The organism is Tessaracoccus coleopterorum, assembly GCF_011174705.1.
GTDB lineage: Bacteria > Actinomycetota > Actinomycetes > Propionibacteriales > Propionibacteriaceae > Arachnia > Arachnia coleopterorum.
The window spans coordinates 1,089,183-1,108,727 of record NZ_JAANIJ010000001.1 but is presented as its reverse complement, the minus strand read 5'-3'; the positions used below and the strand labels follow the sequence as shown (position 1 = coordinate 1,108,727).

At 70.6% G+C, this 19,545-nt stretch carries 31 protein-coding genes, 1 tRNA gene and 1 pseudogene; 27 read left to right on the top strand and 6 right to left on the bottom strand.

Annotated features, from left to right (window positions below; genetic code table 11):
* Positions 1-4 precede the first annotated feature (4 nt).
* The 3 genes from G7085_RS32235 to G7085_RS07010 are packed head-to-tail and all read right to left on the bottom strand — an operon-like array spanning position 5 to position 1,424.
* Positions 5-310 (bottom strand): MarR family winged helix-turn-helix transcriptional regulator, encoded by a 306-nt coding sequence (locus G7085_RS32235; RefSeq protein ID WP_331715529.1) that lies wholly within the window; start codon positions 308-310, stop codon positions 5-7.
* Complete coding sequence (locus G7085_RS32230) at positions 307-564, bottom strand: hypothetical protein (protein WP_331715528.1); 258 nt, start codon at positions 562-564, stop codon at positions 307-309. Before G7085_RS32230 ends, G7085_RS32235 begins: the two co-directional genes overlap by 4 nt.
* Complete coding sequence (locus G7085_RS07010) at positions 561-1,424, bottom strand: GHMP family kinase ATP-binding protein (protein WP_197510408.1); 864 nt, start codon at positions 1,422-1,424, stop codon at positions 561-563. Before G7085_RS07010 ends, G7085_RS32230 begins: the two co-directional genes overlap by 4 nt.
* 699 nt (positions 1,425-2,123) lie before the next feature.
* Here G7085_RS07010 and G7085_RS07005 point away from each other — a divergent pair.
* From G7085_RS07005 to G7085_RS06980, 6 genes are all read left to right on the top strand, one after another.
* Positions 2,124-2,921: a hypothetical protein gene (locus tag G7085_RS07005; RefSeq protein ID WP_197510407.1), complete on the top strand. Its 798-nt coding sequence runs from the start codon at positions 2,124-2,126 to the stop codon at positions 2,919-2,921.
* A complete protein-coding gene (locus tag G7085_RS07000) occupies positions 2,873-4,150 on the top strand; it encodes a sigma factor (RefSeq protein WP_331715947.1) in 1,278 nt (425 codons plus the stop codon). The genes G7085_RS07005 and G7085_RS07000 overlap by 49 nt, the downstream gene beginning before the upstream one ends.
* Before the next feature lie 135 nt (positions 4,151-4,285).
* Positions 4,286-5,251 carry a tetratricopeptide repeat protein gene (locus G7085_RS06995; RefSeq protein WP_197510405.1) on the top strand — a complete coding sequence of 322 codons (966 nt, stop codon included), beginning with the start codon at positions 4,286-4,288 and terminating at the stop codon, positions 5,249-5,251.
* 67 nt (positions 5,252-5,318) lie between these two features.
* Positions 5,319-5,528, top strand: a complete 210-nt coding sequence (locus G7085_RS06990; RefSeq protein ID WP_197510404.1) for a hypothetical protein — start codon at positions 5,319-5,321, stop codon at positions 5,526-5,528.
* A 7-nt stretch (positions 5,529-5,535) separates the two neighbouring features.
* A complete protein-coding gene (locus tag G7085_RS06985) occupies positions 5,536-6,024 on the top strand; it encodes a hypothetical protein (RefSeq protein WP_197510403.1) in 489 nt (162 codons plus the stop codon).
* Between the two features lie 561 nt (positions 6,025-6,585).
* Positions 6,586-7,059 (top strand): CHAT domain-containing protein, encoded by a 474-nt coding sequence (locus G7085_RS06980; RefSeq protein ID WP_197510402.1) that lies wholly within the window; start codon positions 6,586-6,588, stop codon positions 7,057-7,059.
* Between the two features lie 118 nt (positions 7,060-7,177).
* Here the strand turns inward: G7085_RS06980 and G7085_RS06975 are convergent.
* A pseudogene (locus G7085_RS06975) lies at positions 7,178-7,746 on the bottom strand (DNA-3-methyladenine glycosylase I).
* A gap of 157 nt (positions 7,747-7,903) precedes the next feature.
* Here G7085_RS06975 and G7085_RS06970 point away from each other — a divergent pair.
* The 5 genes from G7085_RS06970 (at position 7,904) to G7085_RS06950 (ending at position 10,045) form a co-directional block, all read left to right on the top strand.
* Positions 7,904-7,982, top strand: a tRNA-Gln gene (locus tag G7085_RS06970).
* Between the two features lie 208 nt (positions 7,983-8,190).
* Positions 8,191-8,436, top strand: a complete 246-nt coding sequence (locus tag G7085_RS06965; RefSeq protein WP_197510401.1) for a hypothetical protein — start codon at positions 8,191-8,193, stop codon at positions 8,434-8,436.
* A 242-nt stretch (positions 8,437-8,678) separates the two neighbouring features.
* The gene (locus G7085_RS06960) at positions 8,679-9,035 is read left to right on the top strand and encodes an extracellular solute-binding protein (RefSeq protein WP_197510400.1); all 357 of its coding nucleotides are present in this window, start codon (positions 8,679-8,681) and stop codon (positions 9,033-9,035) included.
* A gap of 192 nt (positions 9,036-9,227) precedes the next feature.
* Complete coding sequence (locus G7085_RS06955; protein WP_197510399.1) at positions 9,228-9,605, top strand: hypothetical protein; 378 nt, start codon at positions 9,228-9,230, stop codon at positions 9,603-9,605.
* Positions 9,602-10,045: a type 2 periplasmic-binding domain-containing protein gene (locus tag G7085_RS06950; protein WP_197510398.1), complete on the top strand. Its 444-nt coding sequence runs from the start codon at positions 9,602-9,604 to the stop codon at positions 10,043-10,045. The genes G7085_RS06955 and G7085_RS06950 overlap by 4 nt, the downstream gene beginning before the upstream one ends.
* A gap of 160 nt (positions 10,046-10,205) precedes the next feature.
* On the opposite strand, the gene G7085_RS06945 is transcribed toward G7085_RS06950, so the two are convergent.
* Complete coding sequence (locus G7085_RS06945) at positions 10,206-10,646, bottom strand: hypothetical protein (RefSeq protein ID WP_197510397.1); 441 nt, start codon at positions 10,644-10,646, stop codon at positions 10,206-10,208.
* 10 nt (positions 10,647-10,656) lie between these two features.
* Here G7085_RS06945 and G7085_RS06940 point away from each other — a divergent pair, with 10 nt between their 5' ends.
* The 8 genes from G7085_RS06940 to G7085_RS06915 all read left to right on the top strand — a co-directional run bounded on the left by G7085_RS06940 (position 10,657) and on the right by G7085_RS06915 (position 14,788).
* Positions 10,657-11,058, top strand: a complete 402-nt coding sequence (locus tag G7085_RS06940; RefSeq protein ID WP_331715527.1) for a carbohydrate ABC transporter permease — start codon at positions 10,657-10,659, stop codon at positions 11,056-11,058.
* Between the two features lie 5 nt (positions 11,059-11,063).
* Positions 11,064-11,267 carry a hypothetical protein gene (locus tag G7085_RS34380; protein WP_197510396.1) on the top strand — a complete coding sequence of 68 codons (204 nt, stop codon included), beginning with the start codon at positions 11,064-11,066 and terminating at the stop codon, positions 11,265-11,267.
* On the top strand, positions 11,195-11,521 hold the full coding sequence (locus G7085_RS06930) for an ABC transporter permease family protein (protein ID WP_231979305.1): 327 nt from the start codon (positions 11,195-11,197) through the stop codon (positions 11,519-11,521). The genes G7085_RS34380 and G7085_RS06930 overlap by 73 nt, the downstream gene beginning before the upstream one ends.
* Positions 11,449-11,607, top strand: a complete 159-nt coding sequence (locus tag G7085_RS34375; protein ID WP_408647185.1) for an ABC transporter permease subunit — start codon at positions 11,449-11,451, stop codon at positions 11,605-11,607. The genes G7085_RS06930 and G7085_RS34375 overlap by 73 nt, the downstream gene beginning before the upstream one ends.
* A complete protein-coding gene (locus G7085_RS06925) occupies positions 11,604-11,843 on the top strand; it encodes a carbohydrate ABC transporter permease (protein ID WP_197510394.1) in 240 nt (79 codons plus the stop codon). Before G7085_RS34375 ends, G7085_RS06925 begins: the two co-directional genes overlap by 4 nt.
* 454 nt (positions 11,844-12,297) lie before the next feature.
* A complete protein-coding gene (locus G7085_RS06920; protein ID WP_197510393.1) occupies positions 12,298-12,915 on the top strand; it encodes an alpha-L-rhamnosidase N-terminal domain-containing protein in 618 nt (205 codons plus the stop codon).
* Positions 12,840-13,196: a family 78 glycoside hydrolase catalytic domain gene (locus G7085_RS24765; protein ID WP_231979304.1), complete on the top strand. Its 357-nt coding sequence runs from the start codon at positions 12,840-12,842 to the stop codon at positions 13,194-13,196. Before G7085_RS06920 ends, G7085_RS24765 begins: the two co-directional genes overlap by 76 nt.
* On the top strand, positions 13,130-14,788 hold the full coding sequence (locus tag G7085_RS06915; protein ID WP_331715946.1) for an alpha-L-rhamnosidase-related protein: 1,659 nt from the start codon (positions 13,130-13,132) through the stop codon (positions 14,786-14,788). The genes G7085_RS24765 and G7085_RS06915 overlap by 67 nt, the downstream gene beginning before the upstream one ends.
* On the opposite strand, the gene G7085_RS06910 is transcribed toward G7085_RS06915, so the two are convergent.
* Positions 14,766-14,969, bottom strand: a complete 204-nt coding sequence (locus tag G7085_RS06910; protein ID WP_197510391.1) for a hypothetical protein — start codon at positions 14,967-14,969, stop codon at positions 14,766-14,768. The genes G7085_RS06915 and G7085_RS06910 overlap by 23 nt on opposite strands.
* Here G7085_RS06910 and G7085_RS06905 point away from each other — a divergent pair.
* The 8 genes from G7085_RS06905 to G7085_RS06870 all read left to right on the top strand — a co-directional run bounded on the left by G7085_RS06905 (position 14,955) and on the right by G7085_RS06870 (position 19,542).
* Complete coding sequence (locus tag G7085_RS06905) at positions 14,955-15,464, top strand: LacI family DNA-binding transcriptional regulator (RefSeq protein ID WP_197510390.1); 510 nt, start codon at positions 14,955-14,957, stop codon at positions 15,462-15,464. The genes G7085_RS06910 and G7085_RS06905 overlap by 15 nt on opposite strands.
* A gap of 171 nt (positions 15,465-15,635) precedes the next feature.
* Positions 15,636-16,232, top strand: coding sequence for a hypothetical protein (locus G7085_RS06900; protein WP_197510389.1), 597 nt, complete (start codon positions 15,636-15,638; stop codon positions 16,230-16,232).
* 108 nt (positions 16,233-16,340) lie between these two features.
* Positions 16,341-16,688, top strand: coding sequence for a hypothetical protein (locus tag G7085_RS06895; protein WP_197510388.1), 348 nt, complete (start codon positions 16,341-16,343; stop codon positions 16,686-16,688).
* On the top strand, positions 16,685-17,350 hold the full coding sequence (locus G7085_RS06890; protein WP_197510387.1) for a hypothetical protein: 666 nt from the start codon (positions 16,685-16,687) through the stop codon (positions 17,348-17,350). Before G7085_RS06895 ends, G7085_RS06890 begins: the two co-directional genes overlap by 4 nt.
* A gap of 11 nt (positions 17,351-17,361) precedes the next feature.
* A complete protein-coding gene (locus G7085_RS06885) occupies positions 17,362-17,664 on the top strand; it encodes a hypothetical protein (protein ID WP_197510386.1) in 303 nt (100 codons plus the stop codon).
* Positions 17,604-18,554 carry a hypothetical protein gene (locus G7085_RS06880; protein WP_197510385.1) on the top strand — a complete coding sequence of 317 codons (951 nt, stop codon included), beginning with the start codon at positions 17,604-17,606 and terminating at the stop codon, positions 18,552-18,554. The genes G7085_RS06885 and G7085_RS06880 overlap by 61 nt, the downstream gene beginning before the upstream one ends.
* The gene (locus tag G7085_RS24760; RefSeq protein ID WP_197510384.1) at positions 18,509-18,892 is read left to right on the top strand and encodes a chitinase N-terminal domain-containing protein; all 384 of its coding nucleotides are present in this window, start codon (positions 18,509-18,511) and stop codon (positions 18,890-18,892) included. Before G7085_RS06880 ends, G7085_RS24760 begins: the two co-directional genes overlap by 46 nt.
* 107 nt (positions 18,893-18,999) lie before the next feature.
* Positions 19,000-19,542 (top strand): hypothetical protein, encoded by a 543-nt coding sequence (locus tag G7085_RS06870; protein WP_197510383.1) that lies wholly within the window; start codon positions 19,000-19,002, stop codon positions 19,540-19,542.
* The last annotated feature ends 3 nt before the right edge of the window (positions 19,543-19,545 follow it).

Genomic DNA, 19,545 nt, shown 5'->3' with positions numbered 1-19,545 from the left:
TCGCCTACCTCACCCGTTCACAACCTGCCGGGGAAGTACAGCTAGCGCCCCGCCGCCGGGGCGAGGCCGGCCCCGCGGGGTCACTCCGACGCGAGCAGAAGCCGGCGGAGCATCGCGGCCAGCAGGGAACGCTCGGCCCCGTCCAGCCGGCGAGCAGTTCCTGCTCCAGATCCAGCAGCGACGTCATGGCCGCATCGACGAGGGCGGAGCCGTCGGGGGTGATGGCCACGAGCACCCCGCGCCCGTCGTTCGGGTCCTGCTCCCGCGTCACGAGGCCACGCTTGACGAGCCGGTCGACCCGGTTGGTCATGGTGCCGGAGGTGACGTGCGTCTCGCGCAGCAGTTGGCCGGGGAGAGGCGGTGGGGCGGCGTCGACCGGCGGAGGGCAGCGAGCACGTCGAACTCCCAACCCTCGATCGTGTGGGCGTTGAAGGCGCGCTTGCGGTGGCCGTCGAGGATGCCCGAGAGCCGGTCGATGCGCGACCAGATCTCCATCGAGTCGAGGCTCAGGTCAGGCCGGGCCCGCGCCCAGGCCTCGACGACGCCGTCGACCTCGTCGTTCACGGCAACACCTGGGCGCCCGCGACGGGCCGAACGCGCGGCGGACGGCGCGCACACCGCTGAACACGGTGAGGGCCTCGGCGAGCTCGATGCTGTGGGCGTCGGAGCCGGCGAGGAAGGCGCAGGTGGGCCCGGAACCGCTGACGATCGCGCCCAACGCCCCGCCTCGAGGCCGAGCCGCAGGGTGTGGGCGAGGCTCGGCTGGAGGGCGATCGCGGGGCGTTCGAGGTCGTTGGTGAGGTTCGCGCCGACGGCGGCGGCGTCGCCCGAGCGGAGCGCCTCGAGCAACGGGGCCGGGACCGTGGTGGGCCCGGCTCGCTCGTCCGGTCGAACTCACCGAAGACCGACGGGGTGGACAGACCGCTGTGGGAGAGGGCGAACGCCCAGTGGTAGGTGCCCGAGGTGATGACGGGGGCGAGGTCGATCCCGCGCCCCGTGCCGATGGCGGTGCCGCCGAGCAGCAGGAACGGAACGTCCGAGCCGAGGACGGCTGCGAGGGGTTGGAGCTGGTCGCGGGTCGCCCCCAGATGCCAGAGGGCGTTGCAGGCGACGAGGACCCCGGCGGCGTCGGCCGAGCCTCCGGCCATGCCGCCCGCGACGGGGATGCGCTTGCGGATGGTGAGGGTGACGCCCGCGTCGTCGACGCCGAAGCGCCTGGCCAGGAGCTTGGCGGCCCGCATCGCGAGGTTGGTGTCGTCGACGGGCAGGAAGCCCGCGCCCTCACCTTGGAAGGAGAGGCGGAACTGGCCCGCCGGGGCGGCCTGGGCGATCACCTCGTCGCCGAGGCTGACGGCCTGGAAAACGGTGCCGAGCTTGTGGAAACCCTGGGGGTCGGTCCCGCCGACGCGCAGGGCCAGATTCACCTTGGCAGGGACGCGCACCCGCACAGCTCTGGTCACGCTCCGAAACCTACCGTACGACCGTCCGCCGCACCCCGGCTGGGGCCTCCCCCAAAATCGGCCAGTAGCCGATTCTGGTCGGTCTGCCTGGAATTAGTGGCCACTGATTGCCCGGGTGTCAGCTTGGACGGTGTTGCCGTCGTCGTCCTGGCCGGGCCGACCCCTGCCGGGCTTGCCCGTGAGAATCGGCCAGTAGCCGATTCTGGTCGGTCTGCCTGGAAATAGTGGCCACTGATTGCCCGGGTGTCAGCTTGGACGGCGTTGCCGTCGTCGTCCTGGCCGGGCCGACCCTGCCGGGCCTCCCCGTGAGAATCGGCCAGTAGCCGATTCTGGTCGGTCTGCCTGGAAATAGTGGCCACTGATTGCCCGGGTGTCAGCTTGGACGGCGTTGCCGCCGGATCCCCGACGGCCGGACCTCGCCTGCGCACGCCAGCCATGTCGCCGACACCGGCGTTCGTGCTTGTCACGTGCCGTAGTGCACAGGTCGCGCCCGTCCGGGCATGCGTCGACGGCGGAAGGTGGGCGACGCCCGGCGAGCGACCGTGGCCGGTTCGGCGTTTGGCCCGCGGACCACACCACGCCGGTGCCAGAATCTCAGCTGTATCAGGAGAGGGAGTGGGGACTCCTGCCGGGTGTAGCAGGCCTGCGATCGGAGGAAGTTCCGTGTCCCCAACCACTCTCCTCATCCTCGACCCCAACGCGTCCGAGGCGCTGCCCTCCGGCAGGGCACCCGACCCCGTCACGTACCTCGGGAACCGCGTCCTTGTCCGCGGGCTCCCGGGACACTCGCAGGACGCTCCGCTGGAGCTCCTCCGCAAGGTTTCCGAGGGCCTCGGCATCCGCGTGGTCGAGCCCCGGGGCGATGTGCTCCGCCGGGTCCTCGACGACGACCGCTTCGCCCAGGTCCTCGACCACGTCTGGGTGACCTCATTCGGCCTCGAACGCTTCGACGGCGGCGCCCCGTCGACGCCTGGCCGGTACTGCAGGCCGCCCGGCGGGCCGACCCAGGGTCGCCAGAGGGCTGCAGCTCGACCACGTGATGGCTACGGCCGGCCCGCAGTACCAGGGCATGCCCTACTACGTCTCCATGCCCTACTACGTCTCCATGCCTGCGGGTGCGCCGGCCGGCACCGAGTATCTCCGCCCAGGCAGCGGCGGTCGCGCCCCCGCGAGCGTGGTGCTTCCCGACCCGGCCGCGCGCCGCAGGGGCTGAAGCGCCAACCGCTGGTGGTCGTCCCCGACACGGCTCTCGGTGAGCATCCCTGGTTCGATGATCCGGCGCAGGCCACCGACGACGTCAGCGCGGCCGGGCTCCGGCTCGGGCTCGGCGGCGACGTGCCTGCCGTCGCCCCGGAGCCCCCTCGAACCCGCTCGACGGCGCCCTCCCGGCCGACGCCGGGCACGCCACCTTCATCGCGGGCATCATCAGGCAGCTGTGCCCCGAGGCGCGGATCCAGGTGATCCCGCTGCTGGACGATGCGGGCACGATGCCCGAGGGCGCACTCCTCCAGGTGCTGGCGCTGCTGCTCGTGCGGCAGCTGCAGGTGGTCAGCGGCCTCGAGGACCCGGCCCAGTCGATCGACGTGCTGTCGCTCTCGCTCGGCTACTACCACGAGGATCCCGACGATGAACTGGAGGATGCGCCGCTCAGGGCCCTCCTGCAGGAGCTCGGTCGACTCGGAGTGCTGGTGGTGGCCGCAGCGGGCAACCAGGCAACCACCCGACGGCTCTACCCGGCGGCCTTCGCGGGCCAGACCGAGCCGACGCTGGACCCGGGACGGGTGCCGCTGGTCAGCGTCGGGTCGCTCAACCCCGACGGGTCGACCGCGTCGTACTTCAGCAACGCGGGCGACTGGATCTCCTGCCACCGGCCCGGGGCCGCGTTGGTCAGTACCATGCCGACGACTCTGAACGGGGAGTTGCAGCCGACGGCGAGGCTCGACGGCGACCCGCCCGCGCCACGATCGACCCGGACGACTTCACCGGTGGCTTCGGCACCTGGTCGGGCACCTCCTTCGCCGGCTCGGTCCTCGCCGGGCAGCTCGCGGCCCGGTTGGCCGCCGACAGGAGCCTGGCCGACACCGATCCCGGAGTGGCACTCAAGCGGGCCTGGGTCGCCCTCGACGGTGAGCTGGGGTGGAGGCCGTGAGCACCCCGGGGCGACCGGGTCGCTGGCCGGGCAGGCGGCGGAGGCCTTCCGCGACTACCTCGGCGGAGACACCGGACGGATGGCCGACCTCGTCACCCTCCTCACCCCGTGCCTCTGGGCCGTCGCCCGCTCGAGCGGCCTCGACCACGCCCAGGCCGAGGACGTGGTCCAGAACGGGTGGGTCACGCTGGCAGGCAACGCGCAGGCCGTCCGCGATCCGCAGGCGGTGTTCGCCTGGCTGCTGACCACCGTCCGTCGCGAGGCGTGGCGGGTGGCGGGCCGTCCGCGGACCGAGCCGATGGAGGTCGAGCCCGTCTCCCCGGCGCCGGGCCCCGAGTCCGTCGTCGAGACCAACGACCGCGCAGCGCTCCTGTGGCGACACGTCACCTCCCTCAACCCCGCTGCCAGGCGCTGCTGCGCGTCGTCGCGTTCGCCGCCGTACCCGACTACTCGGCCATCTCGGCCGCCCTCGGGATGCCGGTCGGTTCGATCGGGCCGACGCGGGGCCGCTGCCTCGCCGCGCTGCGCGACGCACTGCTGACCGATCCTGCCTGGAGCGACCGATGAACGCCTACGACCCCGATGCCTTCCTCACAGCCGACGACATGGAACTGATCGACCGGATCGGGTGGGCGGCCGACCTGCACGACCCCGTCCCGAAGGCCTTACCGACCGGATGCTGACGGCCGTCTCCGTCGCCCTCATGGAGGCTGAACTGGCGGTCCTCGTGGACGGCGGGCTCGAGGTCGTACGGTCGGAACCGGCAACCACCATCACCTTCACGGCCTCCTCCCTCAGCCTGATGATCACCCTCACCGAGGTGGAGCGACGGGTGCGGATCGATGGCTGGGTCACCGGCGGCGGAATCGCCGTCCAGCTCCTCACCGGTGCCGAGGTGCTCGAGACGGTCTCGGATGCGACCGGCCGACTGGTGTGGACCTCGGTGCCGCACGGGCCCGTCCGGTTCCGCATCACCCGGACAGGGAGGGGCCAGGCCGGTCATCACTCCGAGCATCGAGGTGTAGGTGAGCGCACAGGCGCAGGACCTCTACGACGCGGCCCGGACTGCGCTGGCACAGCAGCGCACCGACCGGGCCGACCGTCTCCTGCGGCGCGCCATCGAGGCGTGCGCCCCGATGACGTCGAGCTGCGGCTCCGGATCCGGATCTCCTCGACATGGGTGACGTTCGAGCGGCAGGGATTGGACGCGGCGCTCGCGGTGCTCGACCGGCTGCGGAGGTCGTCCTCCCGCGCGGGCCTACCGGCCGTCACGGCGGCAGCGGCCGTGCAGGGCGGGATCTTCAGGGCCCGCGGCGGTGACCTGCGCGGAGCCTGGCGGGTGCTGTCCCGCATCGACGGCGCCGCCCTACCCGACCCCGACCGGGTGCGGTTCCTGGTGAACCGTGCGACGCTCGCCTCTGAACTCCGGCGCCTCGACGAGGCCGCGGCCGACCTGATGGAGGCAACCGAGCTGGCCCGCTCCCTCGAACTGCTGCCGCTCGCGTTCATCGCCGGGCACAACCTCGGCTGGGTGCAGTTCCTCCGCGGCGACCTGCCCGCGGCGCTGGCCGCGACGGGGAGGCTGACGACCTGCAGGTCGATGTGGACCGTGGCGTGGCCAGGCTCGACAGGGCCCGGGTGATGCTGGAGGCGGGCCTGGCCGAGGAGGCGCTCGACGTCCTCGGAGCGCTGCCCGGGCCGGACGCCAGGTGAGCGCCGAGGCCGACCTCGAGCGAGCCCGGGCCGAACTGCTGCTCGGCCGCTCCGACGACGCCATCCGGCATGCGCGCCGCGCCGCCCGTAGTTTCGCCGCCCGCGACGAGCCGTTCTGGGAACGACGATGTCGGCTCGCGGCGCTGATCGCCCGCCCGAGCCCCGGCGGCCCTCCGGTTGTGGGAGGAGGCCTCGACGGAGCGTGACCGGTGGGTGGCGGAACCGGCCGCGGCCATCGCGCTGCAGCAGCTGGCAGGGGAACCGCCGGTGCAGCTGCTCCGGGCGGTGCGGGCGTTGGCCTCGTCACCGGTCGTGTCGCGGCGGATCGCGGGCCTCGTCGCGCTCGCCCGCTACGACGCGGCCATGGGCGCGACCGGTTCGGCCAGGCGTCGGATGCGGGCTGCGAGCGCCGAGCTGCTCAGGGCGCAGTTGGGCGTGGCTAGCCTCGACCTGCGGGCAGCGGTCGCCCTCCACGGGCAGCCTGCGCTGGCCCTCGACCTGGACCTGGCCGAGCGGCTCCCAGGTCGGCGGGGTGTCGACGCCCTCGTTGACGCGGCCGAGCGGTGGCGGGCCGCCGCCCGGCCGATGCCGAGGGTCCGTCCCGACCCCGACCCGATGGTCGCCATGGCGGTGGCTCAGCTGCGAAGGGTGCGCGCCGAGTTCGCGGGCGCCCCGGAGACGCCGCGCTGCGCCGGAACGTGATCGAGGCCGAACGGGAGCTCCGGGCGAGGAGTTGGACGACCCGTCCGACCGTCCCCCTGTCGGCCGAGACCCTCCCAGCGTCCCGGCTGCGCACCGCCGCACGTGAGGCGGGGGCGACCCTGGCGATCTGTGTGCCCGGGGGAGGGAGACGTGGGTTGCGCTGCTTGACGGCCGTGGGGCCCGGCGGGTCCGCCTCGGTGACGAGGACGTGCTGGCCGCGCTCGTGGCCGCCGTCCACAGCGACCTCGCCGCCGAGGCGTCGTTGCCCGACGGGCATCCGGTCGGCTCGGTGGTGCGGGCCTCGCTCGCCGCCCGTTTGGATGCGCTGCGCCGGGCCGTGATCGAGCCGTTGGGCGAGTTGGGCCGCGAACTGGTGGTGGTGCCGTCGCGCGTGCTCACCGGCGTCCCCTGGTCGGCGTTGCTCGACCGTCCCGTTACGGTCTCCCCGACGGCTTCGGGATGGGCCACCGGTGCGCGACGCATCGAGGGGCCCGTGGTCGGGGCCCTGGCCGGCCCCGACCTGGATGGGGCCCGTAGGGAGGTGAGCGAGATACAGCGCGCATGGGGAGCGACCCCCACCCCGGGTCGCTCGCGGAGGCGCTCGCCGACTGCGATCTGGTGCACGTGGCGGCGCACGGCACCCACCGCGGTGACAACCCATTGTTCTCCAATCTGCTGCTCGACGAGGGCATCGTCGTCGCCCACGAACTTGACGTCGGCCCCGTCCGCGCCAGCCACGTGGTGCTGTCGGCCTGCGAGGTGGGCCGTGCCTCGCACAGCCCGGGGGACCAGCCGCTGGGCCTCACCGCGGCGTTTCTCGCGGCGGGTGTGGCGTGCGTCGTCGCGCCCGTCGCGCCGGTGGGTGACCGGCTCGCCGCCACCGTCATGGCCCGCTACCACGCGGGCCTGATCGCCGGCCTGGACGCGGCGACGGCACTCTCGGCCGCCGTCAACGGCACCCCCGCAGCGGGCGCCTACGTCTGCTTCGGTTCGTCGTGGCGCGCATGTATCACGGGGGCCGACGGTGACTCCTGACGGGTGTCCGGCGACGCGGACGGCTCGGCGCCGGTGCCTGGCCGATACCGGGAAGGGCGAGGGGGAGTCGGGCCTGCGGTCATGGGGGGCCGCGGGCCTGATCCCGCCCGGGCCCGGCTCAGTCGGCCGCCCGCGCCAGGAAGCAACCTCGGATGTGGTCGTCGACCGCCCCGATCGCCTGCAGGGTGGCATACATCGTGGTGGGGCCGACAAAGCGGAAACCACGCTTCTTCAACTCCCGGCTGAGAGCGGCCGACTCCGCCGTCTGCGTCGGCACATCGGCGAAGGTGAGGGGTGCCCTCCCGCGTGGCGCCGGGGTGTGCAGCGCGATCAGGTCGCCCAGCCGCTCGCCGTCACGGTGCATCTCCAGCAGCGCGCGAGCGTTGCCGATGGTGGCCTCGATCTTCTGCCGGTTGCGCACGATCCCGGCGTTGCCCATCAGAGCGTCGACGTCCTCGTCGGTCATCGCCGCGACCTTCTCCGGGTCGAAGCCGTGGAAGGCCTCGCGGTAGCCCTCCCTCTTGCGAAGCACCGTGATCCAGCTGAGGCCCGCCTGCGCCCCTCCAGGCAGATCCGTTCGAGCAGCGCGTGCTCGTCGGGGCTGTCGTCGACCGGACGGCCCCACTCATCGTCGTGGTACGCCTCGTACAGCGGGTCGCCCGCGCCGAAGCACCGGATCTTCTCCATGGCCGACACTCCTCTCATCAGATCGGTTGTGTCCAACTATCGGGCGGCAGCGCCCGCGCGTCACGTGTCGACCCGGGCCTGTGGACAAACCGTGCGGGTCCGGCTGGTCGCGTCACGTGGCTGACGATAGACTCAAGGCTCGGCCCGCAGGGGCCGTTCCCCGGTTGGTCTTTCGGCAGGGCCCGCCTGACTTTGAATCAGGATTAGCGAAGTAGGTTCGACTCCTACCCGGGGAGCCGAGATGGCCTCTGACAAGGCCGAAACCCCTCCAAGTTCGGATTGGAGGGCTTTTTCCTGTTTGCCGGGTCACACGTCGGCCCCTGGCGATCGGGGACCCCTGCTTCCAAACGTGCGGTCGCGAGGGTATCGCGGATGGTGTGAATGCGGCCGGGGTAGGCGATCGGCTTCCTCGTCGACGTCCACGATGCAGAGGATGGACACCGCATGGGCATGGTGCACCTGGCGTGCCCGCGCGAGCAGCTGGAGGGCGTCGGCCTGGAGTGGGCGGCGAAGATCTGCCGGAAGTCGCCGACGGCGCAGCGGATGCTGAAGTATGTCCGCGTCTCTTCGCGGAACGACCGCTGTGTGCACATCGCCGTGGCGGCCGCGCTCGCGCGCGTCGGGGTCTGTGCCCCGTCCGACTACCCTGCGGTACTGCCCGATTCTCACTTCCCGGGACCAAAGACTTGACGCGCAAACGTGCTTCGGTCATGATTGATGTAACGTTTAATCTTGCAGAGCAGCACCACCACCGTACCAGGACGAGGCAGTCCCGATCAGACGGACGAGGCAGTCCCGATCAGCTGAGATTCACCAGGAAGCGCCTCTCGGCTCGGGTACGAGCCTGCCCTCAGAAGGGTCACGCCGCACTGCGAGAACGGTAGGAGTACGACGAAACCCTAGAAAGGTCACTCATGAAGTTCCGATCAACGATGATCGCCGCGGCCGCCCTCACGGTCGCCGCAGCAGTCTCGCTCAGCGCCTGTGGGTCGACGACGCCCGCCGGCTCCCCAGAACCCCAGTCGTCCGCGGGAACCACCGAAGAGTGGTGGAGTGCAGCCCCCGAGTCCGTCACCGGCACGGTGAGGTTCTGGAACTGGGGCGACACCTCGGACGTGGCCGATGAGGCCATCGCTGCGTTCAACAAGGTCTACCCCAACATCACCGTCGAGGCGAAGACGGTGTCCTACAAGGACTACGTCGCCTCGCTGAGCGCGGCCCTCGCCTCCGGAGAGGGCCCGACGCCTTCCACGTCGAGCCGGCCATGGCGGTCCAGTTCGCCGACCTGATCGAGGACATCTCCCCGATCTTCGAGGCGCGCGTGGGCGCCGACTGGAGGGACGCCGCCCCGAGGCGGCGATCGCCGAACTGAGCTCGGGCGACCGCCTTCTGGGTGCACCCAACGGCATCAGCGCCGCCGGCACCCTCCAGCTGAACGTCGGACTCCTCAACGAACTCGGCCTGACCTTCCCGAGGGCCAGATGACCCTCGACGAACTGGCCGCCTTCTGCGGGGAAGTGACCGCCAAGGGCAAGCAGTGCATCTCGATGGGCGCCAAGGACGGCTGGGTCGCCCAGGACGTCTTCCAGGCCATGGCCAGCAGCGTCGCGCCCGGCAAGTTCTGGGCTGCCGTCGAGGGTGGAGACTGGACCGATCCCGGCCTGGTTGAAACCATGGACATGTGGCAGAAGATGTTCAGCAACGGCATCTTCCAGGACGGTGCGCTGGGCATGAACCTCTACACCGACGCCTGGTACACGTGGCTGCAGGGTGACGCCGTCGCCTCGCCGATCGGCTACTGGGTGCCACCGACTTCATCGCCGAGACCAGCATCACCAACCAGGGCAGCGCCGGCGTGAGCAACCCGACCCCGCTCGAGACGATCCTCGTGCCGTTCCCGTCGCTCGGCGACAGCCCGACGACGCTGGCCGCCTCGGTCTCCAGCGGTATGGCGATCAACAAGGACTCGGAGAACAAGGCCGCCGCGGCCGTCTGGACCCACTGGTTCTCGATCGATCCCACCGGGTACCAGGAGATGTCCGCGCAGAGCCTCGCCGGCCTGCCGAGCGTCCAGGGTGTCTCGATCGAGCCCCAGGGCCTCGCTTACCCCGAGCTCGTCAAGGAGCCTCTTGCCAACATCATCGAGATGGGCCTGAACGCCCCTGAGTCCCGGGCGATCACGTACCCCGAGCTCGTCACCGCGCTGACCACTGCCCTGCAGTCGTCGGCGACCGGCGTCGACTCCGCCACGGTTCTGCAGACCCTGCAGGCCGCCTCGGACGCCGTCAAGCGAGGCTGACGACCTTCCCCCGCGGAGGGCGGTGTGTGTCCCACGCGCCGTCCTCCGTCACCTTGACCCGGAGAGACATGACCAGCTCGAGCCAGACAGCGGCCCGCACCGAACAGGTGCCGGCCGGCGACACGCCCACCGTGTCGCGAGGCCGCCGTTCCCGGCGGCTCTACCACCCCGCCACTACCTCTTCCTGGTGCCGGCCATCCTCCTGACCGGTGGCCTCGTGTACTTCAGCATCGGTTACACCGGCTACCTGAGCATGTTCGACACCAACGGCATCAGCCCCAGGCGGGACTTCGTCGGGTTCGGCAACTATGTCCGAGCGATCCAGGACCCCGGGTTCTGGATGGCGGTCCGCAACGTCGGCTACTTCTTCCTGTTGATCCCCATCCAGCTCGCGCTCGGCTTCGGCTTCGCCGTCGTGCTGACATCGCGGGTGCGGCTCGCGGTCTTCTACAAGGTGATCATCTTCCTCCCCGTCGTCCTCGCCCCGGCGGTCATGGCGCCGGTGTTCGTCCAGATGTTCAGCCCGGGGCCAGGTCGACACGTTCCTGCGAGCCATCGGGCTCGGCGCGTTCTCCCACGCCTGGCTCGCCGACCCGAACACGGCGATCTGGGTGCTCGGCCTGATCCAGATCTGGAGCGGAACCGGCTTCTGCTTCGTCCTCTACCTCGCCGGGCTGAGCCAGATCGACACCAGCGTGATCGAGGCCGCCCGCATCGACGGAGCCGGCAACGCCCGGCTCCTCTGGTCCGTCATCCTGCCGATGGTCCGCCAGACGACGATCACGCTCTTCGTGCTCACCACCATCGGCACCATCAAGATCTTCGACATCCCGCAGATCATCACGCAGGGCGGGCCCGCGAACTCGACCCAGTTCCTGGCCACATACATCTATCAGCAGGCGATCCAGAACTACGCGGCCGGTTACGGCGCAGCGCTCACAGTTCTCCTCGTGATCACCTGTCTGGTGCTCGCATTCCTCCAGTTGAGGGTCACCCGGAAGGCAGTCAGTTGATCGAGTTGCGCAGCCGGTCGTCCCGGGTCTTCCTGCAGGTCGCCCTGACGGTGGCCATCGTGCCCTTCGTGGTGCCGTTCGTGATCATGGTGGCGTTCGCCAGCTCCGGCGAGGGGCGATCGCCAACTTCGGGGCCGTGCTCGCCCGCCCCGAGCTCGGCCAGTTCGCCCGCAACAGCGTCGTCATCGCCGCCGGTGTCGTCCTGCTGACGCTTGTGTGTACGCTCACCGCGGCGTTCGCGCTCGCCAAGCTGGACCTGCGGTTCCGGGAGACGATCTTCTATTTCCTGGTGGCCGCGCTCACGCTCCCGACGGCGGCGCTCACCGTCCCGCTGTTCATCACCGTTCGCACGCTCGGCCTCTACAACAGCCCCCTCGCCGTCGTGCTCCCCTGGCCGCACTCCAGATCGCCTTCAACGTCCTGCTGGCCCGCGGATTCATCAGTGGCATCCCCGACGAGCTGATCGAGGCCGCCCACGTCGACGGCGCCTCCACCTGGGTGGTGTTCACGCGGATCATCGTCCCCTGTCACGGCCGGTCATCGCGGTGATCACGATCTGGTCGTTCGTCGGCGCCTGGAACGAGTACCTGCTCCCGCTCATCTTCCTGCAGAAGACGGAGCAGCAGACCCTGACGCTGCTTCCCTCCTTCTTCGTCAGCCGCTTCGCCGCCGACCAGACCAAGGTCTTTGCCGCCTCGTGCCTGATCGCGCTGCCCACCGTGATCTGTTACGTCGCCTTCCAGAAGTACTTCGAGCGTGGCCTCACCTCCGGGGCCCTCAAATGACAGCCGGGGCGACCGGCCTCCGCGTCGACGGTGCCCTCCGCCCCTCGCCGTCGACCGTGGGCGCCCCGCCTCGACTGGGACTGGACCGAGGGTGACGGCATCGACACGTTCCGGGTCGAACTCTCCGACGGCGCCGGGCGCAGCTGGGAGTCGGAATGGTCGCGGCCGGGGCCCGCATTCCTGGACTACGCGGGGCCGACGCTGCTGCCGCACACGACCCACTCGTGGCGGCTCGCCTTCCGCGGCCACGGGGGCGGCGGTGGACCACCGATGACGCACAGTTCGTCACGGGCCTGTGCGGACGGCCCTGGTCTGCCGCCTGGATCTCGACGGCCCAGGAGGCGCGCCTCGGTGGGCTCGACCCGGTCGGCCCCGCCGCGTCGAGGAGCCGCCGGACGCGTCGCGTCCGCAGCGCCCGGCGCCTCTCTTCTCGGTCGACTTCGATGCGTCACCGGTGCCGGGCGACCTGTACCTCCTCCGGGCGACCGCGCTCGGAGTGCTCGACATCACGCTGAACGGGCTGCCCGTGTCGGCGGAATGCCTCGCGCCCGGCTGGACCGACGTCGCCAGGACGCTGCAGTACCAGACCCTCGACGTCACAGATCTCCTGCGGCCCGGCGCCAATCGGCTCGAGATCCGCGTCACCGACGGCTGGGCCGTGGGGCACATCTGCTGGTTCGGCACCGCGCACTACAGCCCCATCCGGGCCGTGCTCGCCCAGGTCGAGGCGCTCCGCGACGGCGGACGCGACGTGATCGCCGGCACCGGGCCCCACTGGTCGGCCCGGGAATCGTCGCTGACCTACGCCGACCTGCAGAACGGCTGCGACACGCGCGTCGCGGCGGACCCGGGAGCCCCGCTGGACGTGATCGAGGTCGCCCCCATGGTGGGGGAGTGCGTCGCGGGCGTCGCCCGCCGGTGGTGCCGATCGGCCGCTTCCCGGCCAGGTCCGGCTCCTGGGTGGGCGACGAATACGTCGTCGACTTCGGTCAGAACATGGTCGGCTGGGTCGAGCTCGACCTGTGGGAACACGACGGTCAGGCCATCACCGTGCGCCACGCGGAGGTCCTGACGGCGGACGGCGCCCTGTACACCGACTCCCTCCGGTCGGCCGCCGCCACCGACGGGTACACGTTCGCAGGGCCGGTCGGCCGCACGAAGCTGGCCCCGACCGGCACCGTCCACGGATTCCGTTACGCCGGGATCACCGGCCTGGCAGGCGCGGACCTGACGGGCCTCGAAGCCGTCGCCGTCTCCGCCGACCTCGCGCCGCTGGCCGGGTTCCGCTGCTCCGACCCCACCTCACCCGGCTGCACGACAACGTCCTCTGGAGCGCCCGGGCAAACCTGCTGAGCGTCCCGACCGACTGCCCGCAGCGCGACGAACGCCTTGGCTGGACGGGCGACGCGCAGATCTTCGCGGCCACCGCCGCGCTGAACTTCCGGGCGCTGGAGTTCTTCAGGAAGTGGCTGCGTGACGTCCGCGACGCCATCACCGCGGACGGCTCCGTGCCAAACGTGGCGCCCGACGTCCTGACCACCTCGCTTGCGGGCAGCCACGACGGCGCGGCCGGCTGGGGCGACGCGATCGTGATCGTGCCGTGGGAGATGTATCAGGCCTACGGAGACCGCAGCATCCTCGTCGAGAACCTCGACGCGATGGCGGGCTGGCTCGCCTACCTCGAGCGCAACAGCGAGGGCCTGATCCGCCCGGCCGAGGGGTTCGGCGACTGGCTGGCCTTCGACCCGACCCCGCTCGACCTCGTCGCCACCGCCTTCTACCACCGGGCGGCCCTGCTCGCCTCCCGCTGCGCCGCCGCCGTCGACGACGAGAGGGCCGACGGCTGGGACGCCCTCGCCGGAAGGGTCCGCGACGCCTGGCGTGAACGGTTCCTCCGCGACGGCCTGCCGAGCGCCCGGACCCAGGGCGCCGCCGTCCTGGCCCTGCACTTCGGGCTGCTCGACGACCACGAGATCCCCGCCGTCGCCGCCGACCTGGCCGCCCTGCTCGAGGAGAATCGGTTCCGCCTGTCGACCGGCTTCCTGACGACGCCCTACCTCCTGCCTGCCCTCACCCAGGTCGGGCGCGACGACGTCGCGCTGCGGGTGCTCCTGGGGGACGCGCCGCCGTCGTGGCTCTACCCGGTCAAGCATGGCGACGCCACCTCGATGTGGGAGCGCTGGGACTCGTGGACGGAGGAGGGCGGCTTCCAGGACCCCGCCATGAACTCCTTCAACCACTACGCCTACGGCGCGGTCGACGAGTGGATCTGCGACCGGATCGGCGGCATCCGCCGGACGGGCCCGGCCTACGCCAGCGTCGAGATCTCTCCACTGCCGAGCCGGGAGATCACCTCGGCCAGCCACGCCCGCACCACCCCGTACGGGAGGATCGCCGTCGAGTGGGAGACCGACGGCGACGAGTTGCGGATCCGCACCGAGATTCCCGACGGCGTCATCCCCACTTTCGTGACCCCCGCGGGATACGCCGCCCGGAGTCTCAGCCGTATATGCTCCGAGTGGGCGGTCCACCCTCCTGCTTCGGCGGACGCCATGAGCATGGGTGTGAGGGGCCGCCGTCCGGATGACAGGGGGTGGCGCATGACCGCAGACGGAGGCACCGTCAGCATCCGGGATGTCGCTGCCGCGGCCGGGGTGTCGGTCGCCACCGTCTCCAACGTCCTGAACTCGACCGGCCGGTTCTCGGAGAAGACGAAGCACCGCGTCGAGGAGGCCATCCGCGAGCTCGGCTTCGTGCGGAACCGATCGGCCTTCGAGCTGCGGACCAAGGAGAAGGCGATCATCGGCCTTCTGGTGCCGAACCTGGCCAACTCCTTCTTCGCCAGCATGGCGCGGGGGTCATCGACCGCGCGGCCGAGCACGGGCTGCTGGTCGTCGTCGCCGACAGCCTCGAGAACGAGGATCACGAGACGGCCACCCTGCTGAGCCTGACCGAGCAGCAGGTGGAGGACATCGTCCTGCTCCCGGTCCAGAGCGCGAAGGCGATCCTCGAGCGCTGGTCGCCCGCGAAGGGCACCCGCGTCGTGTTCGTCGACGCGGAGGCCCCGACTCCTACTGCTCGGTCGCGGCCGACGACAGCGCCGGCGGGCAGTTGGTCCTCGAGCACCTCATCTCCGTCGGCGCGACGCGCGTCGGCTACATCGCACCCGACGACTACGGCGTCACGCGCGCCCGCTACCGCGGCGCCAAGCGGGCCGCCGACGCCGCAGGCATCAGCCTCGAATGGGTGCCGATCCAGGCGATGGACGTTGCGGCCGGCGTGGAGGTGGGCCAGCGGCTCGTGCGCAGCGGTCTCCCGTTCGACGGCCTCGCCACGGCCAACGATCTGGTGGGGATCGGCCTGCTGCGCGCCCTGCGGGAGGCGAAGGTTCCGGTACCCGGCGAGGTGGCGGTCGTCGGCTACGACGACCTCGACCGCTCCCAGGATCTGCCCATCCCGCTGACTTCCGTCCGGCAGCCGAAGGAGGAGCTGGGCGCGCTCGCGCTCGAAATGCTGATCTCCGAGCGGTCCAGGGAACCCCACCGACACAGCAGCAGGGTGCTGCTGCCTGAACTCGCTCCCCGAGCCTCGACGGCACCCCTGAGGGTGGGTCGCAGCTAGTCACACCACAGTCAACCTTCGTCTATTGACAGGCGGAGGGTAGTCGCAAGGATAATGATTAAACGTTCCACCAGGAACCTGGCGTCGGCAAAGGAGACGATGCAACATGAGACCACCAGCGAAAACACACCACTCAGAACCGCGGAAGGGTGGGCCAGGACGCGTCGAATCGTGACGTTCGGCGCCAGCCTTGCGCTGCTGGGCGGCATGCTCACCCAGCCGGGCATCGCGGCCGCCGATCCCATCTACCTCGTCGACAGCTGGACCTACCCCGGCAACCTGCACGACCCCGGCACCACCTCGATCGGCCAGAGCGTCACGATCCCCGCCGACGGTGAGAACTACAACACCGTCGGCGGACGCTTCGCGAACTACTCCGGCGGAGGAAAGGGCATGACCCTCACCCTCAAGGCGGATGGGCCCGCCGGCGAGGTGCTCGTCTCCGAGGCCATCCTGGGGCTCAAGGACAACGTGTGGGTCGCCGTCACCAGCCCACGACGCTCGCACCCGGCACCTACTACCTCGAGGCCAGCGTGCCCGACGGCCAGGTGGCCTGGTGGTCGACGAGCGAGGACGTCTACGCCGGGGAGAGGCGCTGCGCAACGACAGCCCCGTCCCGGTGACCGGACGATCTCCATCGAGGCCGTGGTCCCGCTCGGCGAGGGCGAACTGCGGTTCGAGGGCGCACCGCCCGTCCTGTCTCCAAGTGGGACTACCCCGCCGACCTGCACGCAACGTCGACGACCAGCCTCGGCCAGAGCTTCATGATCGGCGAGACGGCTCCCCCATCGACACCGTCGGCGGCCGCTTCTCCAACTACTCCGGCGAGGGCAAGGGCCTCACCCTCACCCTCCGTGAGGACGGCCCGCGGGTGACGTGGTCGCCAGCCGCGAGATCACCAGGCTCGGCGACCATGTGTGGGAGGGAGTGAAGACCTCCGCCCCGCTGACGCCCGGCACCTACTACCTGGAGGCCACCGCGCCCGACGGCCCCGTGGCCTGGTGGAGCCTGAGTTCCGACGGCTACACGTCCGGCACCGCCTACGAGAACGGGGTCCCCGTGCGCGGCGACCGCGGCCTCTACCTCCAGTCGATGATGGAGCGGCCCGTCAAGTCGCCCGGCTTCGTCGACGGCGTGGCAGAGGGCGTCACGTTCGACTCCGACGGCATCGTCATCCGCCGCGACGACGGCACCGGCTTCTCCTACGACTACGCCCCAGCGTGATCGTCGAGGACGGCCTCCAGAAGGCCTGGTGGTGTGGCCACAACGCGGGCGGCGACGGCGTCTACTACTCCGAGGGCCCGGTCGCCGAGGACACCTGGTCCAAGCCGAAGCTCGTGCTCGCGGCCGACGTCCCCTGGGAGGTCACACACGCCTGTGACCCGAGCGTCATCCGCGGCGACTTCACCGTCGACGGAGACGACTGGTCGTACCTGATGTACTACGGTGCCGCCGACCTGTCGAGCCAGAACACCAAACTCGGGATGGCCTTCTCCAACAACGGCACCGAGTGGAAGAAGTACGGCGACGCCCCGCTCCTCGTGGAGCCCGGAATGCAGTACGACTACGGCGTCGGCATGCCGGGGCTCTTCACGGTCGACGGGAAGCCGCACGTGGCGTACTTCGATACCGGTCGAAACAGCGCGATGTTGATCCGCGAGGTCAACGCCGACGGCACGCTGGCGGAGCGGATCGACATGCTCCCGATGTCCGGCGGCGACACCTTCGCCGATCTCGCCTTCTCCGAGGCCGAGGGCCGCTGGTACGTGGCCACGAAGTCCCAGCTCCCTCCAACGGTGACGCCTCCACCTACGTCTACCGTTCCCTCGGCAGCGACCTGCTCACCACCGAGTGGAACTACCTGGGTGAGATCGGCGAGTACCTGACCGACTTCCGCATGAACCACAACGCCGGCTGGTTCCGCAACGGCGACGGCAGCCTCTACGAGGCCGACGGCGTGAAGCGGATCATGTTCGGTGGGCAGGACGATGTCAGCACCGCCTGGAATGCCGACGCCTGGGATCTCGCCACGGTGCGGATCACGGGGAACCCGACCGCCGCCGCTGCGCCGAAGGCCTTCGGGCTCCGGGGCCCGGCCGACGGCGCCGTCCTCGATCCCCTCAACGTGAACGCCTTCTCGTGGGCCACCTCGTCGGGGCGACCAGCTACACCGTCCGGGTCGGCACTGATCCGGCGCTGACCACCGACACGCTCGTGCTCTCGACCACCGTCCACCCGTACGCCAAGTCCGGCCTCAAGACGGCCTTCAACTACGGCAGCGGGACCCAGCGGATGGCCTTCGAACCGGGCATGACCTACTACTGGAACGTCACGGCCGTGAACCCGGCCGGGTCGGCGACGTCGACGACGGTGAAGTCCTTCACGACCGCGGCGACCTACGACCTCGACTTCGCAGGGAAGGGCTACGTCCCGTGGCGGACGTTCGGCGGGGCCTCGATCACGCGCGGTGACATCGCCGTGCTGAAGTTCGCGGGCGCCACCGGTGGGATCCGGACCGGGGCCGACTACGCTCCGACGCGCATCAACCTCTCCGACATGGACCGGATCCAGGTGACCTTCGCCGAGGGCACCGACCCGTCCGCCATCGAGGCGCTCGTCGTCAGCTACCGGCTGCAGTCCGAGAACCGGGAGACCCCTGTCCGGACGATCTCCGCTCCGGTCGCCGACGCCGTCGACGGCGTGCTGACGATCGACATGACGGGGATGCCCGGCTGGGGTGTGCCCGGGGAACGGATCGCCGAACTGACGATCGGTGCGGCGGCGGCCGGGACCATCCGGGTCGACTCCATCGAGGTCGCCGGTCCGCCGGCGGTCGTCGACATGGAGACGGCGGCCCCGGCAGTCGGGGTCCTCTCGACCACCAGCGGGTGGCAGAACGGGCTCGCCGACGGCAACTACGAGGTGCGGCTGAACCTCTGGTGGGGCGCCAACGCCTCGCGGGTCAAGGTGTACGAGAACGGGGTGCTCATCCACACCGCGGAGCTGGCGGCGGCCGGCCCGGCGGCGCAGAGCATCACCGTCCCGTGCAGGGACGCGTCGACGGCACCTACACCTACACCGCCCAGCTGATCAACAGCCAGGGCGTGACGTGGGTGAAGCCCGTGTCCGTGACCGTCAAGGACGCCAAGCCCGGCAAGCTGGCACTGTCCGACGACAACCATGACGGCAACGGCGACTACACGGTGACCGCGAACCTGTGGTGGGGCACCAACGCCACCGCGTACACGTTCTTCCAGGACGGGGAACCGGTGGCCGAGGGCGAACTCACGGCGGCGACGCCGGGGGCGCAGCGGGCCACCTACACGGTCACCGGTATGCCCGTGGGAACCTACGAGTACACCGTGGAGTTCCGCAACCACGCCGGGACGACGACGAGCGCGCCGATCACCGTCAAGGTGAAGCGCTAGTCGGCTTCCAGGTCCATACGGCTGGTCGGGGTGCGTGCGCGCCCCGGCCAGCCCGGTCCGGTTTCCGGACCCCGATACGAGCGGGCCACGGCCCGAGATGAGGAATCGTGCACAACACCATCACAGAGCGGATCGCCATCCTGGGCCATCCCGCCGACCCGCATGCGGCCGGCTGGGGCGAGGGGGCCATGGACCGGTTGCGGGAGCTCGGCTTCACAGGCGTCCAGGTCAACATCGGGTGGGGAGCGAGGCCGGCCGACGAGCCCCTCAACCTGGAGGACGTGGTGCGGCTCGCGCCGGAAGACGAGGCGCGGTACCCGCAGCCCCTCCGGCTGAACAGCGACCCTCCCGCTACGAGGGACGGCGCGACGACCTTCGCCTCCGGCTCGCACTCGCGCAGGAGGCCGGGTTCCGGACGGCCTTCAACTGCGGGATCCCGTTCAACAACCACACGGCGCACGCCGACCCGCAGCCGAACTGCATCCTCGACCCCGCCGTCGGCGAGCGCTACGCGCTTCTGCTGGGCGCCTTCGCCGCCGAGTTCGCCGTCGACGACCTGTGGCTCTACACGTATGACCAGGACGCGTGGCTGTGCTCGGAATTCGGCGCCTGCCCGCGGTGCGCCGGGATCCCGCTGCACCGTCGGCTGACCC